Genomic DNA, 12,760 nt, shown 5'->3' with positions numbered 1-12,760 from the left:
CGCTGACAGACCGTTTGCCGGGCGTCGATTGGGCGCTTAAACTCGGGCTCTGAACCGACCTGGGGGGTAACCGGTCCATGCGGCGCATCGCCCGGATCATTGCTGGTGTTTCGATCGTGGTGGCCACCTCGGCGGTGGTGCTGCCGCTGACCATCGACCTGGACAAGGTCCAACGCCGCTCGGCCGAACGGCTGTCGCGGCTGCTGGGCAGCCCGGTCACCTTCACCGAACCGTTGCGCCTGCATCTGTTGCCGATTCCGATTCTGACCACCGGCCGGGTGCTGATCGGCGACCCGGAAGCGCCTGCCGCCCAGGTCGGGGGTATCACCTCGCGGCTGGCGGTCGCGCCCCTGCTGGCCGGCCTGGTCGAACCGGCCGAGTTGACCCTGGAACGCCCGGCTTTCCGCCTGCCCGGCGGCCAGGCGCAGATCGACACCATCACCCTGGTCCGTCAGACCTTCAGCCCGCTGGTCACCGGCGAGGCCCGCTGGGGCGCCCATGTCGCGACCTTTGCCGGTTCCGTCGCCGGCGACGACGGCACCGGAGCGGCCAATTTGTCGCTACGCCTGCCCAGTGCCGGCGGCGCGCTGGATTTCGCCGGCAGGATCAGCCCGCTGGCGACAGCCCGGGGGTTGACCGGGCGCCTGACCGTCGTCGCCGCCGACTTGGCCCCCCTGGGCGGGCCGCCCAACATGCCGTTGAATTTCGAGGCCAATCTGGCGGCCGGCGGCGGCGAGATCAGCCTGTCGGACGTCAAGGGCCGGATCGGCACCACCCGGATCGAAGGCGGCCTGGCCGCCGCCCACGGCGATCCGGTGGTCATCGACGTCACCGCCAAGGTCGCCGATCTCGACCTCGATTTGTGGGCCGCGCCCGCGCCCACACCCGCCATCGCCGAACCCGTGGCTGACAAGCCGGCGGCTGACCCCCTGCCCGCGTCACCCGGTGCCCCGGCGGCGCCGTCGCTCCTGGGGCCCGCCACCGAGTCCGCGCCGATGCCGCGATTGGCGTTGCCGACTGGCATCTTCGCCAATCTGGCCATCGCCATCGACGGTTTGCGGTGGAAGGGGCAGTCGCTGGCCCAGGCCAGGTTCGAGGCGACGCTGGAACAAGGCGCGGTCCTGGTGCGCGAAGCCAGCGTGGCCCGCGCCGATGGCAGCCGCCTGGCGGTCGAGGGCGCGCTGACCACGCCCGACGGCGCGCCGCATTTCGCAGGCCTGGTCAAGTTTGCCGCCGACAAGCGCACCGCCACCGCACGGCTGTCGGCGACCTGGCCCGACATCGCCTTCGACGATATCGTCGTCCATGCCGGCGACCGCTTGATTCGGGGCCGACTGGCACTGAGGGCCGGCCAGCCGACGGCGATGCAAGGCAAGGCCGATATCGGTGGTATCGGTCCGATTTCGGCTTCGGGCCTGGTTAGCCCGGCCGTCAACGGGGTGGACATCCAATCCTTGCGGCTGTCGTGGCGCGGCCTTGACCTGACCGGACGGCTGGCCGCGTCTTTCGCCGGCCCGCGCCCGCGTATCGATGCCGATCTGGCCACCGATTTCCTGGACATCGATCAGTTGACCGCGCCCCGCAAAAGCGGCGCATTGAGTCCGGGCACGCCCCTGGTGCCGCCGACCCTGTCCCGGCCGCCCGCGATCGTGCCGGCAGCAGCGCGCAGCCCCGCGCCGCCACGTTCAAGCCCCTGGAGCACGGACCCCATCGACCTGTCGGCCTTGCAGGCGGCGGACGGGCAGGTGTCGCTGTCGGCCCGGACCCTGGCGATCCAGGGACTGCGCCTGGACGGCGCCAAGGCCCGGCTGTCGGTCGATAACGGCACCGCGCTGCTGGAAAGCCTGACCGGCCAATTATGGAACGGCACCTTCGCCGCCAGCGGCCGCCTGGCCGGGGCGACCCAGCCCAACCTGACCGGCCAATGGTCGCTGAACGGCGCCAATGCCGGCGCCATCGGGCTGGGCGTAGGCGACGTCAAGGTCACCGACGGGCGGGTCGATGCCCAGGCCCGCTTCTCCACCTGGGGACGCACGACCCAGGACATGGCGGGCCGGCTGGCCGGAGACGGCCGCATGACCGTCACCGACGGCATCGTCTCGGGCGTGGACTTGCCGGCAATTCATCGCCGTCTGGCCGACATCGGATCGCTGGGCAATATCGGCGCCCTGCTGAAATCCGGTCTGGCCGGCGGCAAGACCCGATTCTCGTCGCTGGCCGGCACCATGCAGGCCAAGGATGGCGTCGCCGTCACCCGCGACCTCAAATTGACCGCCGAGGGGGGCTCGGCCGCCGTTGATTCTTCGGTCGATCTGCCGCGCTGGACCACCGACACAGCGGTATCCTTGCGCATCGGCGAAGGCGCTGCTCCGCCCCTGGTGGTGCGGCTGGAAGGCCCGATCGACAATCCCCGCAAGCTGATCGACGCCAACGCCATCCAGCGCTATCTGGTGGAAAAGGGCCTGGGCCGCGCCTTGCGCAAGGGGGGCGAGGAAAGCGGCGAAAAGCCGTCGGGCAAGCGCATCTTGCAGGAATTGTTCAAGGGCCTGGGCGGGCGCTAGCTCCGCGAGGAAAAGTCCCTCGGCTTCGCCTCGGTGTACTTTTCCCCGATTTTGTTTGGAAACCCCGTGCTCAAGCAAGCTTTCCGCGCGGGCTTGGTTTGTTTTCCCGCCATGGGGCGAGCGCGGCTCGCCTCATGGCGGCAGGATACCGGCCAACACGTTAAGTCCTGGCCTTCTCTTCCCAGCCGCCGCGCTCGGTCTGCTGGTAATAGACCAGTTCGTGCCCGGCTTCCTTCCATTCCTTCCAGCGGCCGCGCGCCGCCGCCACCGCCTGCTCGTCGGTGCCGTCGAACAGATCCAGGCAACGGCTGAAGCCGGCCAGGGTGGCGGGCACCACCCCGTCGCACAGCACCAGCACCGTCGCGCCATTGGGATTCTCGTCGCACTCGGTCAGCCACACCGGCTGATGGGCCGGCTCGCCGTCGGCGCGGCTGCCGTGCGGCAACCAGCTGTCCTCGGCATAGGTCCACAGCAGGGCGTTCAGATGCTCGACCCGTTCGGTGCTGCCGGCCATCACCACCGCGCGCATGCCCGCCGTCACCGCCTTGTCCAACAGGCGCGGCAGCGCCTGTTCCAACGGCAGCCGAAGCAGGTGATAAAAGCCGATCTGGGCCATGGAATCCTCGGGCTACGGGTCAGAAGGCCGGCGGTGGCGGCAGCAAGGCCAGGGTGCCCCAGACCAGCAAGCCGCACAAGACCAGAGCCGCCAACGCCCTCGCCGAACTGGCGAAGCGGATGCCGTCGATGTCGGTCGGCACCTCCTTGGTGCCGGTGACCATGGCGCGGACCAGATCGTCCTTCTTGACGAAGCGATAGAAGAAAATGGCGGCCAGATGCAGGGCGACGAAGGCCAGCAGCACCCAATAGCCCAGCCGGTGCAGCTTCGAGGCCAACTTGACCGAGGCCGACGACACCATATGGGCCAAGGGCCCGTTGGCGGCGATGTCGTCGGTGGCGAACAGCCCGGTGGCGGTCTGGGCCAGCAGCAATCCCAGCAAGGCCAGCACCGAATAGGCGCCCAGCGGGTTGTGACCGATCGATCGCGCCGTGCCGGCACGGGCGGCGGCCAGATAGGCCAAGGCCGCCCCGGGTCCCTTGACGAACTGAGTGAAGCGGGCCGTCGGGCTGCCGATCACCCCCCACACCAGGCGGAACAGCACCAGGGCCAGAAGCGCCGGCCCCAGGGTCAGGTGGATGGCGGTGCGCCCAGCCAGGCCGCTGGCCAGCATCACCACCACCAACCCCACCAAAGCCCAGTGGAACAGGCGGGTCGGCAGGTCCCAGACCGGGACGTGATGGGTGGCTTGACGATGCTCCATGAACGGTCTCCGTCGGTTGATTGCCCACAATGTACGGGGCGACGGTGACATTGCAACCGATCCACGCTACTTTGCCGGTCTCCGCCACCGCCGCCCTTCTGCCCGATGACCCAGAACCGCCCTGTTGCGCTGTCCCTGCTCGGTTTTGCCGTCGCCCTGGCGGCCGTCGGGCTGGCCTTGTCGCTGAGCGCCGAGGACGAGCGCCGCGTCGAGGTGCTGCCGCAGCCGGTGTCACAGATGGCGCAGCCGTCCCCCGAGCGCCATACCGTCATGGTCGAGGTGGTGCGGATCGGCGAGAGGGGCGACACCGTCATCGCCGGTCGCGCCGATTCCATGGCCGACATCCAGGTCGAGTTGACCGGCACCGCCATCGGCTCGGTGCTGGCCGATTCCCGCGGCGAGTGGGTGTTCGTCCCCACCGCGCCGATCCCCGAAGGATTGCAGGTGCTGACCTTGGCCGATAAGGCCGGCGGACCGCCCAGCCGCGTGTTGACGGTGATTTCCCGCCATCACGGCCAGCCGGCCCGGACCATCCTGGTCCCGCCGAACGATCGGCTGCGCGTGCTGTCCGGAAGTTCCCGCCAGGACTTCGCCGCCCTGGCGCTCGAGCGCACCCCAACCGGTTCCGTCACCATCGCCGGCCGGGCCGAGCCCGGGAAAGGCGTCCAGGCCTGGTTCGGCAAAGGCCTGGCCGGCCGCACCCAGGCCGATCCCGATGGCGATTGGCGCCTCGACCTGGCCAATTCCGCCGAGCCTTTGGTCCGCGTCGAGTCGGTCGATGCCAAGGGCAAAAGCCAGGTCCGCCTGGATCTGCCGATGCCGCCGCCGGGACAGAACGGCGCGCCCCAATCGATCACGGTGCAGGGGTCGCTTGGCTGGCGGGTGGCCTTCCCCGACGGACGGATCGTCGATGTGGTGGATGCCAGTGCGGGGCGCTAATTTGTGGATTTGTGTGGTGATTCTGAAATTCGAATGACCATACGAATTTCAGAATCACCACACTAGGGCGCACCGGGTCCGAAAAGTCTTGACCGCCGCTGCCGGCGGGTCCACATCGGTCCGCTTCCGCTGTATCCAAGGTGTGTTCGTGCCGTGACCGCTGCCCGTGAACTTTCCTCCCTGGTCCTGGCCTCGGCCTCGCCGCGCCGGCTGGACCTGCTCTGCCAGATCGGACTGATCCCCGGCACCGTCGATCCCGCCGACCTGGATGAAACGCCGTTGAAGGGCGAATTGCCGCTGCCGCACGCCCAGCGCCTGGCCGGGGCCAAGGCCGCCCTGGTGGCGGCCCGCCATCCCGGCCGCTTCATCCTGGCCGCCGACACCGTGGTCGCCTGCGGCCGGCGCATCCTGCCCAAGGCGGAAGACGAACGCACCGCCCGGCGCTGCCTGGACCTGTTGTCCGGCCGGCGCCACCGGGTCCAGGGCGGCCTGGCTCTGCTTGGCCCCGACGGCACGCTTCGCGCCCGGGTGGTCACCACCATCGTCACCTTCAAACGCCTGGACCGCGCCGAGATCGATGCCTATCTGGCCAGCGGGGAATGGCACGGCAAGGCCGGCGGCTACGCCATCCAGGGCCGCGCCGCCGCCTTCGTGCGGGCACTTTCGGGCTCTTATTCCAACGTGGTCGGCCTGCCCTTGTTCGAGACGGCGCAATTGCTGAAGGGGGCCGGCCTCGATGTCGACTGAGATCCTGTATTCATGGGGCCCGGGTGAATCAAGGCTGGCGGTCGTGCGCGACGGCCGCCTGGTCGATCTGGCGGTGGTCCGCCCCGGCAGCCTGGCCGGCGCGGTATTCCTGGGCCGGGTCGCCGAACTGGCCCCCAAGATGGGCGCCGCCTTCATCGATATCGGCCAGGATCGCCCTGCCTTCCTGCAGGGCGTCAAGGGACTGACCCAGGGCCAGGCGGTGCTGGTCCAGGTCAAGGCCGACGCCCATGGCGAAAAGGGCGCGACCCTGACCCCCGACATCAGCCTGACCGGCCGCTTCCTGACCTTCGCCCCCACCCGGCCCGGCCTGGTGGTGTCGCGCAAGCTGGGCGAGGACCGGGCCCGACGCCTGGCCGAGCGGCTGCAGGCCATCGTCCTTGAATCCGAGGGCGTCAGCGCCCGGCCGCAGGCGGCCAACGCTTCCGACGATTACCTGGCCGCCGATCTGACCTCGTTGCGGGTCGAGTGGGAGACGATCCTGGCCGGCCGCGCCGCCGGCAAGGCCCCGGCCTTGCTGTGGCGGCCCGATCCGCTGACCCGTCTGCTGGCCGACCATGCCGCCATCGCCCGCATCGTCATCGACGACGACGAGACCGCGGCCCAGGCCCGCGCCCGCCATGGCAGCGTGGTCGAGCGCCATACCGGCCCCGAGCCGGTGCTGGCCGCAATCGAGGACGCGCTGGAGGCGGCCTTGGCCCCGGTGGTGCACTTGGCCTGCGGTGGTCGCGTCGCTTTCGAGACCACCGCTGCCCTGACCGCCATCGACGTCGATTCCGGCCCGGCCGACCCGGCCGAGGCCAACACCCAGGCGGTGCCGGTGATCGCCCGCCAGATCCGCCTGCGCAACATCGCCGGCCAGATGGTGGTGGATTTCGTCTCGGGCGGCGGCAAGGGCGCGTTGAACCGGCTGGTCGCGCAATTGAAGCAGGCTGTGTCGGGTGACCCGGTCGCCACCCATGTCATCGGCATCACGCCGTTGGGGCTGGTGGAAATGACCCGCGAGCGCAAAGGACCGTCGCTGTTCGACCTGATGAACGAGCGCCATGTCGGCCCGTCGGTCGAGGCCCAGGCCTTCGCCGCCCTGCGCTTCGCCCTGGCCCAGGCCCCCCATCATCCCGGGCCGGCCCTGACACTGACGGTTTCGCCCGCGATCGCCGGGCAATTGGTGGCGCGGGGGCAAGCGGTGGCCGAGGCCCAAGCCCGGCTGGGCCGCAAATTGAGTGTGGTCGCCCAGGCTGGCCGGACCAACAGCGATTGGACCCTGGAGGTGGCGCGATGAGCAAGCCCCCCCATCCGCCGGGTCCGGCCAACCGCAACAAGCCCTGCCCGGTGTGCGGCCGCCCGCCCGAGCCCAAGTTCCAGCCATTCTGCTCGGCCCGCTGCGCCGACGTCGATCTTCACCGCTGGCTGGGCGGCGTGTACCGGGTCGAGACCAACGAAAAACCCGACGACGACCTTGATTCAGGCGTTTGACAGCGCCGATGAAACCCGATATAAGCGCCCTCTCTTCGCCGCTGGCGAGGACGCCCAGGTAGCTCAGTTGGTAGAGCATGCGACTGAAAATCGCAGTGTCGGTGGTTCGATTCCGCCCCTGGGCACCATTCTAAGCCCCTGAAAGGTCACGCCTTTCGGGGGCTTTCCATTTTGAGCGGCACTCCGCACCCTCCTTCCAGGTAACATCCCAGGTAACAAGGCACGGCAGGGGCTGTTAGGCTTGTCATGCGGGCCTGCTGCACGCCCGAGCAAGCTATGATAGGGTGAGGTCATGCATCACCTCATCGCACAGCATAGCGCAGAGATCGCCACCATGTGCCGCCGCTATGGCGTGCGGCGGCTGGAGGTGTTCGGGTCGGCCGCGCGGGGAGAGGATTTCGATCCCGTGAGCAGCGATGCCGATTTCCTGGTCGCGTTCGATCCTGCGGCATCCGGCCTGTCGCCGTTGGAGCAATATTTCGGCCTTGCCGGGGCGCTGGAGCATCTGCTGGGGCGTTCGGTGGATTTGGTCGAGGCTGGTGCGCTTCGCAACCCGTTCGTACTGGCATCGGTCAACCAGACGCGCGAGGTCGTCTATGCGTCGTGACGCACGCGCCTATCTGTGGGATATCCAGCAGGCATCCGACGCGATTCTGCGGTTCATTGCGGGCCATGACGCAACGACATTCGCCGAAGACGAACTGGTCTATTCGGCGGTCGAGCGCAAATTCGAGATCATCGGCGAAGCCCTGGGCCAGTTGTCGAAGGCCGATCCAGAATTGGCCGGGCGCATCCCCGACATGCGAGATATCATCGCCTTTCGCAACGTCCTGATCCACGGCTATGCCGGAATCGAGCATCGCCGCGTCTGGGATATCGCCCAAAGCGCGCTGCCGGGATTGCGGATGGCCGTTGAAGAATTGCTTCGAGAGATTGCGGGGTAAGCTTCTCTAAATAGGGTCTCGCTACTCCATCACCACCAACATATTGATGTTCCGGCCGCTCTGCCTGAAATTCGCAGTGCCGGTGGTACGATTCCGCCCCTGGGCACCATTCTAAGCCCCTGAAAGGTCACGCCTTTCGGGGGCTTTCCATTTCGGGCGTCGGGCAAGTCCATCATCTACACCTCCCCTTTACCCTTGGCGTGCGATTCTTTGGCCCAGCTTCGTGTGATCGACGGGAGGGGATCAGGATGCAGACAGACGATTTTGGCAAAGTCGATGCGCGCACGGCGATGACGTTCCTGCGCTCGATGTCCGAGGTCGGGCACCAATTCATCAACTCGCTCAGCGACGACCAGCGCCGATTGTGGGCCAATGTCCTGGCCGAGGCGGTCAATCAGCAGCTCCCCGCGGTCCCGGTCGGACAGACGGCCCAGGATGCCGCCCACCAATTGGAGGAAGACGGCATCTATAATTTGGGCGCCGGCCTGCCGGCCGACCAGCTCGAGGAATTGCGCGACTATCTGCTGGAATGCCCGGTCTATAACACCCACGTCTACGAATCCTTCAATGCGGCGGTGCGCCGGTCCGACCATGTGCCGCGCACCATCGGCCTGGGGGCCGAAGCCTTCCGCTTCGGCGCCTATGCCTTCCCCACCTTGATGATGGCGCCGCACCTTCTGGATTTCCTGCTGCAGCCGCGCATCCTCGACGCCGCCACCGCCTTTCTGGGCGCCGCCCCGACCCTTTATTCGGTCAACATCTGGTGGTCGTTTCCCGGCCAGTATGCCGACATCAAATACGGCCAGCACTTCCATCGCGACTGGGACCACGGCAAGGTCTGCACCGCCTTCATGTACCTGACCGACGTCGATATGGAGACCGGCCCCCACACCTATCTGGCCGGCAGCAACAATTTCCGCCGCACCAAGGAGGTGCTGGACGGCAATCGCTGGCACATGACCGCCGAGCGGCTGCAGACCAACGATTTCTGCGGCCCCGAACCCGACGAGTTCTACCTTGAAGTCTGGAAGGACCATGTCCGCCACCTGACCGGGCCGGCCGGCAGTTCCTTCATGACCGACACCTTCGGCTTCCATCGCGGCGAGGAGCCGGTGCGGGCGCCGCGCCTGGCCTTGTGGGCCAGGTTCAGCCTGTTCGGCGCGCCGCCGCTGCACGAAAAGATTCCGCGCTCGCGCCTGGGGGATGCCTATCCCGCCGACGAACGCCGCCGCTACGCCCTGCGCGGTCTGGTCGAGCCCGACTAGGCCGTTTTCCGCCCAAGTGGATAACAGGCGCTAACCGCCAACAATGCCCTTGGCGCGCAAGGCGGCGATGGCGGCCGGGTCCAGCCCCAGAATGTCGGCCAGCACCCCTGCACTGTCGGCGCCCAGCAGCGGCGGCGCCCGGTCATAGGTCACCGGCGTCTCGGAGAAATGAATCGGGTTGGCGACCAGATCGACGCGGCCGGCCAGCGGATGGTCCAGGCCCGCCACCATGCCGCGATGGCGCACCTGCGGATTGTCGAACACCTGGGCCAGATTGTTGATCGGCCCGCACGGCACGCCGGCCACTTCCAGCACCTCGATCCACGCGGCCATCGGGCGCGAGGCCAGAATCGGGCGCAGCAGCGCAATCAAGGTCTCGCGCTCGCGCACGCGGCCGGCATTGGTGGCGAAACGCGAATCCTCGGCCAGGGCTGGGCAGCCAGCCACCGTGCAGAAGCGCTGGAACTGGGAATCGTTGCCGATGGCCAGGATGACGTGGCCGTCGCTGGTGGCGAAGGCCTGGTAGGGCACGATGTTGGGATGGGAATTGCCCAGCCGCTGGGGAACGATGCCGCCGACCAGGTAATTGCTGGCCTGGTTGGCCAGCACCGCCACCTGGACGTCCAGCAGGGCCAGATCGACATGCTGGCCCTGGCCGGTACGGTCACGGTGAGCCAGGGCGGCCAGGATGGCGACCGAGGCATACATGCCGGTGAAGATGTCGGTCAGCGCCACGCCGACCTTCATCGGCTCGCCGCCCGCTTCGCCGGTCAGGCTCATCAGCCCGCCCATGCCCTGGACCAGGAAATCATAGCCGGCCCGCTGGGCATAGGGGCCGTCCTGGCCGAAGCCGGTGATGGAGCAATAGATGATGTCGGGCTTGACCGCCTTCAGTGACGGGTAGTCCAGGCCGTATTTGGCCAGGCCGCCGGCCTTGAAATTCTCGATGACCACGTCGCACTGGGCGGCCAGTTGGCGCACCAGTTCCTGCCCCTCGGGCCGGGTGAAGTCGATGGCCAGCGAGCGCTTGCCGCGGTTGGTCGCCAGGTAATAGGCGCTTTCGCGGGTGTCGGCGCCGTCCCGGTCCTTCAGGAAGGGCGGCCCCCAGGCGCGGGTGTCGTCGCCCTCGCCCGGCTTTTCCACCTTGATGACCTCGGCTCCCAGATCGGCCAGCAACTGGCCAGCCCACGGGCCGGCCAGCACGCGGCTGAGATCAAGGACACGCAGATGCGACAATGCTTGGGCCATGTGGCCTCCCGCTTACCCCGAAAAGGCCTGGATGCCGGTCTGGGCACGGCCCAGGATCAGGGCGTGCACATCCTGGGTGCCTTCATAGGTGTTGACCGTCTCCAGGTTTACCATATGACGGATCACCTGGAACTCGTCGGAAACACCGTTGCCGCCGTGCATGTCGCGGGCCAGGCGGGCAATGTCCAGCGACTTGACGCAATTGTTGCGCTTGATCAGCGAGATCATCTCGGGCGCCCAGCTGCCGTCATCCATGGTCCGCCCGACGCGAAGCGCCGCCTGCAGGGCCAGGGTAATCTCGGTCTGCATGGTGGCCAGCTTGAACTGAATCAATTGGTTGGCGGCCAGCGGCCGGCCGAACTGTTTCCGGTCCAGGGTATATTGCCGGGCGGCGTGCCAGCAGAATTCGGCGGCGCCGACCACCCCCCAGGCGATGCCATAGCGCGCCTTGTTCAGACAGCCGAACGGGCCGGCCAGGCCGGTGGCCCCGGGCAGCAGGGCATCTTCGGGAACGAACACCTCGTCCAGCACGATCTCGCCGGTGATCGAGGCGCGCAGGCTCATCTTGCCCTCGATCTTGGGGGTCGAGAAACCCTTGGCGCCGCGCTCGACGATGAAACCCTTGATCTTGCCGTCATGGGCGTCGGACTTGGCCCAGACGATGGCGATGTCGGCGATGGGCGAATTGGTGATCCACATCTTGGTACCGGTCAGCACATAGCCGCCATCGACCTTCTTGGCCCGGGTCCGCATCGAGCCCGGATCGGACCCGGCATCGGGCTCGGTCAGGCCGAAGCAGCCGACCACCCGGCCGGTGGCCAGCCTGGGCAGCCAGGCCTTTTTCTGTTCCTCGGTGCCGTAAGCATAGATCGGGTGCATCACCAGCGAGGATTGCACGCTCATGGCCGAGCGATAGCCGCTATCGACCCTTTCCACCTCGCGAGCGATCAGGCCGTAGGCGACGTGGTTCACCCCCGGCCCGCCATACTCTTCTGGGATGGTCGGGCCCAGCAGGCCCATCTCGCCCATCTCGGCCATGATGTCCGGGTCGAAGCGTTCCTCGCGGAAGGCGGCGATGACGCGCGGCTGCAAGCGGTCCTGGCAATAGGATCGGGCCGAGTCGCGGATCAGCGTCTCGTCCTCGGACAATTGGGCATCGAGCAGGAAGGGATCGTCCCAGCGAAAGCTTTGCACGGCAAGGTCTCCTTGGTGTGGTGCGAGACAGGGTGGCCCATGCCTGGTATATTTGGAAAAATATCTTTTCTATCGCCGCCATAACGGATTTCTATCGCAATGGCCGACCTTCGCCACCTGCGCTATTTCCTGGGGATCGTCGAACATCGCTCGCTGTCCCGGGCCGCCGAGATTCTGCACGTCGCCCAGCCGGCGCTGAGTTTGCACCTGAAGCGGCTGGAGGCCGAGTTCGGCTGCCGCCTGCTGCACCGGACCACCCGCGGCGTCGTCCCGACCGAGAGCGGCCTGCGGCTGGCCCGGCGCGCCCAGGCCTTGCTGGAGCAGATGACCAGCCTGGCCGACGAGGTGCGCGGCGGCCAAGCGGTGCCGGCCGGCCCGGCGGTGATCGGCATCCCCACCTCGCTGGCCACCATCTTGACGGTGCCGCTGGTCAAAAGGGTGCGCGAGCGCTTCCCCGACATCCGCCTGAAGGTGGTCGAGGCCTTGTCCGGCCACATGCAGGATTGGGTGCTGTCGGGCGCGGTCGATCTGGCGGTGGTGTTCGCCGCCCAGCCGCCGCCGGGCCTGGCCACCGAGTTCCTGGTCCGCGAAAGCCTGTGCCTGGTCGGCCCGCAGGGCGCCGGGATCATGGAATCCCATCGCCCCATCGAGATGGATCGCGTGCTGGATCTGCCGCTGATCATGCCCAGCCGCCCGCACGGCGTGCGCGAGGAATTGGAACGCGCCGCCACCATCCGCCGCCGGCCGCCCAACGTGGTGGTGGAACTGGACGGGCTGGATCAGATCAAGGCGCTGGTGGCCGACGGCATCGGCTACACCATCTTGTCGCAACGGTTTGCCCAACACGGCCCGCTGGCCGAGCGCCTGGACACCGTCTTGATCCGGCGCCCCGAGATCGAGCGGGTCATCTCGCTGGCCCACGCCACCGACCGGCCGCTGTCGGCCGCCGCCGGCGCGGTGCGCGGCCAACTGCTCGAGGTGATCGCGGTCCATACCCACGACGGACGGTGGAATTGAAAAAGGCCCCGGCACAAGGCCGGGGCTGCTTT

General features: G+C 67.7%; 13 protein-coding genes and 1 tRNA gene. 10 read left to right on the top strand and 4 right to left on the bottom strand.

The features are described from left to right. Nucleotides 1-77: 77 nt before the first annotated feature. Entirely contained in the window at nt 78-2,561 is a 2,484-nt protein-coding gene (locus MTBLM5_RS15465) for an AsmA family protein (RefSeq protein WP_173976963.1), read from the top strand. 160 nt (nt 2,562-2,721) lie between these two features. Here the strand turns inward: MTBLM5_RS15465 and MTBLM5_RS15460 are convergent, their stop codons facing one another. Together MTBLM5_RS15460 and MTBLM5_RS15455 are read right to left on the bottom strand one after the other, a co-directional pair. Beyond that, the gene (locus MTBLM5_RS15460; RefSeq protein WP_173976962.1) at nt 2,722-3,177 is read right to left on the bottom strand and encodes a DNA polymerase III subunit chi; all 456 of its coding nucleotides are present in this window, start codon (nt 3,175-3,177) and stop codon (nt 2,722-2,724) included. 19 nt (nt 3,178-3,196) lie between these two features. Beyond that, complete coding sequence (locus MTBLM5_RS15455; RefSeq protein WP_173976961.1) at nt 3,197-3,880, bottom strand: cytochrome b/b6 domain-containing protein; 684 nt, start codon at nt 3,878-3,880, stop codon at nt 3,197-3,199. 105 nt (nt 3,881-3,985) lie between these two features. Here MTBLM5_RS15455 and MTBLM5_RS15450 point away from each other — a divergent pair, with 105 nt between their 5' ends. The 8 genes from MTBLM5_RS15450 (at nt 3,986) to MTBLM5_RS15415 (ending at nt 9,269) form a co-directional block, all read left to right on the top strand. Next, on the top strand, nt 3,986-4,819 hold the full coding sequence (locus MTBLM5_RS15450; RefSeq protein WP_173976960.1) for a hypothetical protein: 834 nt from the start codon (nt 3,986-3,988) through the stop codon (nt 4,817-4,819). A gap of 153 nt (nt 4,820-4,972) precedes the next feature. Further along, nucleotides 4,973-5,566, top strand: coding sequence for a nucleoside triphosphate pyrophosphatase (locus MTBLM5_RS15445; RefSeq protein ID WP_173976959.1), 594 nt, complete (start codon nt 4,973-4,975; stop codon nt 5,564-5,566). After that, nucleotides 5,556-6,866 carry a ribonuclease E/G gene (locus MTBLM5_RS15440; RefSeq protein ID WP_254431084.1) on the top strand — a complete coding sequence of 437 codons (1,311 nt, stop codon included), beginning with the start codon at nt 5,556-5,558 and terminating at the stop codon, nt 6,864-6,866. The genes MTBLM5_RS15445 and MTBLM5_RS15440 overlap by 11 nt, the downstream gene beginning before the upstream one ends. After that, nucleotides 6,863-7,060 carry a DNA gyrase inhibitor YacG gene (locus MTBLM5_RS15435; protein ID WP_173976958.1) on the top strand — a complete coding sequence of 66 codons (198 nt, stop codon included), beginning with the start codon at nt 6,863-6,865 and terminating at the stop codon, nt 7,058-7,060. Before MTBLM5_RS15440 ends, MTBLM5_RS15435 begins: the two co-directional genes overlap by 4 nt. A 52-nt stretch (nt 7,061-7,112) precedes the next feature. After that, a tRNA-Phe gene (locus MTBLM5_RS15430) sits at nt 7,113-7,188 on the top strand. A 164-nt stretch (nt 7,189-7,352) separates the two neighbouring features. Then, nucleotides 7,353-7,667, top strand: a complete 315-nt coding sequence (locus MTBLM5_RS15425; RefSeq protein WP_173976957.1) for a nucleotidyltransferase family protein — start codon at nt 7,353-7,355, stop codon at nt 7,665-7,667. Continuing rightward, on the top strand, nt 7,657-8,004 hold the full coding sequence (locus tag MTBLM5_RS15420; RefSeq protein ID WP_173976956.1) for a DUF86 domain-containing protein: 348 nt from the start codon (nt 7,657-7,659) through the stop codon (nt 8,002-8,004). The genes MTBLM5_RS15425 and MTBLM5_RS15420 overlap by 11 nt, the downstream gene beginning before the upstream one ends. A 248-nt stretch (nt 8,005-8,252) precedes the next feature. Beyond that, the gene (locus tag MTBLM5_RS15415; protein WP_173976955.1) at nt 8,253-9,269 is read left to right on the top strand and encodes a hypothetical protein; all 1,017 of its coding nucleotides are present in this window, start codon (nt 8,253-8,255) and stop codon (nt 9,267-9,269) included. Between the two features lie 30 nt (nt 9,270-9,299). On the opposite strand, the gene MTBLM5_RS15410 is transcribed toward MTBLM5_RS15415, so the two are convergent. Beyond that, on the bottom strand, nt 9,300-10,517 hold the full coding sequence (locus MTBLM5_RS15410) for a CaiB/BaiF CoA-transferase family protein (protein ID WP_173976954.1): 1,218 nt from the start codon (nt 10,515-10,517) through the stop codon (nt 9,300-9,302). Between the two features lie 12 nt (nt 10,518-10,529). Beyond that, on the bottom strand, nt 10,530-11,711 hold the full coding sequence (locus MTBLM5_RS15405) for an acyl-CoA dehydrogenase (protein WP_173976953.1): 1,182 nt from the start codon (nt 11,709-11,711) through the stop codon (nt 10,530-10,532). A gap of 99 nt (nt 11,712-11,810) precedes the next feature. Between MTBLM5_RS15405 and MTBLM5_RS15400 the strand changes: the two genes are divergently transcribed. Then, nucleotides 11,811-12,728 carry a LysR substrate-binding domain-containing protein gene (locus MTBLM5_RS15400; protein WP_173976952.1) on the top strand — a complete coding sequence of 306 codons (918 nt, stop codon included), beginning with the start codon at nt 11,811-11,813 and terminating at the stop codon, nt 12,726-12,728. The last annotated feature ends 32 nt before the right edge of the window (nt 12,729-12,760 follow it).

Source organism: Magnetospirillum sp. LM-5, assembly GCF_902729445.1.
Lineage (GTDB): Bacteria > Pseudomonadota > Alphaproteobacteria > Rhodospirillales > Magnetospirillaceae > Magnetospirillum.
Note: the sequence above shows the minus strand (reverse complement) of the source record. Positions and strands in the feature narration are given on the sequence as shown.

Bases quoted from the DNA above. Each gene is read 5' to 3' on its own strand.
- MTBLM5_RS15465 (WP_173976963.1), top strand. From the start codon at position 78: ATGCGGCGCATCGCCCGGATCATTGCTGGTGTTTCGATCGTGGTGGCC.
- MTBLM5_RS15460 (WP_173976962.1), bottom strand. From the start codon at position 3,177: ATGGCCCAGATCGGCTTTTATCACCTGCTTCGGCTGCCGTTGGAACAG.
- MTBLM5_RS15455 (WP_173976961.1), bottom strand. From the start codon at position 3,880: ATGGAGCATCGTCAAGCCACCCATCACGTCCCGGTCTGGGACCTGCCG.
- MTBLM5_RS15450 (WP_173976960.1), top strand. From the start codon at position 3,986: ATGACCCAGAACCGCCCTGTTGCGCTGTCCCTGCTCGGTTTTGCCGTC.
- MTBLM5_RS15440 (WP_254431084.1), top strand. From the start codon at position 5,556: ATGTCGACTGAGATCCTGTATTCATGGGGCCCGGGTGAATCAAGGCTG.
- MTBLM5_RS15435 (WP_173976958.1), top strand. From the start codon at position 6,863: ATGAGCAAGCCCCCCCATCCGCCGGGTCCGGCCAACCGCAACAAGCCC.
- MTBLM5_RS15425 (WP_173976957.1), top strand. From the start codon at position 7,353: ATGCATCACCTCATCGCACAGCATAGCGCAGAGATCGCCACCATGTGC.
- MTBLM5_RS15420 (WP_173976956.1), top strand. From the start codon at position 7,657: ATGCGTCGTGACGCACGCGCCTATCTGTGGGATATCCAGCAGGCATCC.
- MTBLM5_RS15415 (WP_173976955.1), top strand. From the start codon at position 8,253: ATGCAGACAGACGATTTTGGCAAAGTCGATGCGCGCACGGCGATGACG.
- MTBLM5_RS15410 (WP_173976954.1), bottom strand. From the start codon at position 10,517: ATGGCCCAAGCATTGTCGCATCTGCGTGTCCTTGATCTCAGCCGCGTG.
- MTBLM5_RS15400 (WP_173976952.1), top strand. From the start codon at position 11,811: ATGGCCGACCTTCGCCACCTGCGCTATTTCCTGGGGATCGTCGAACAT.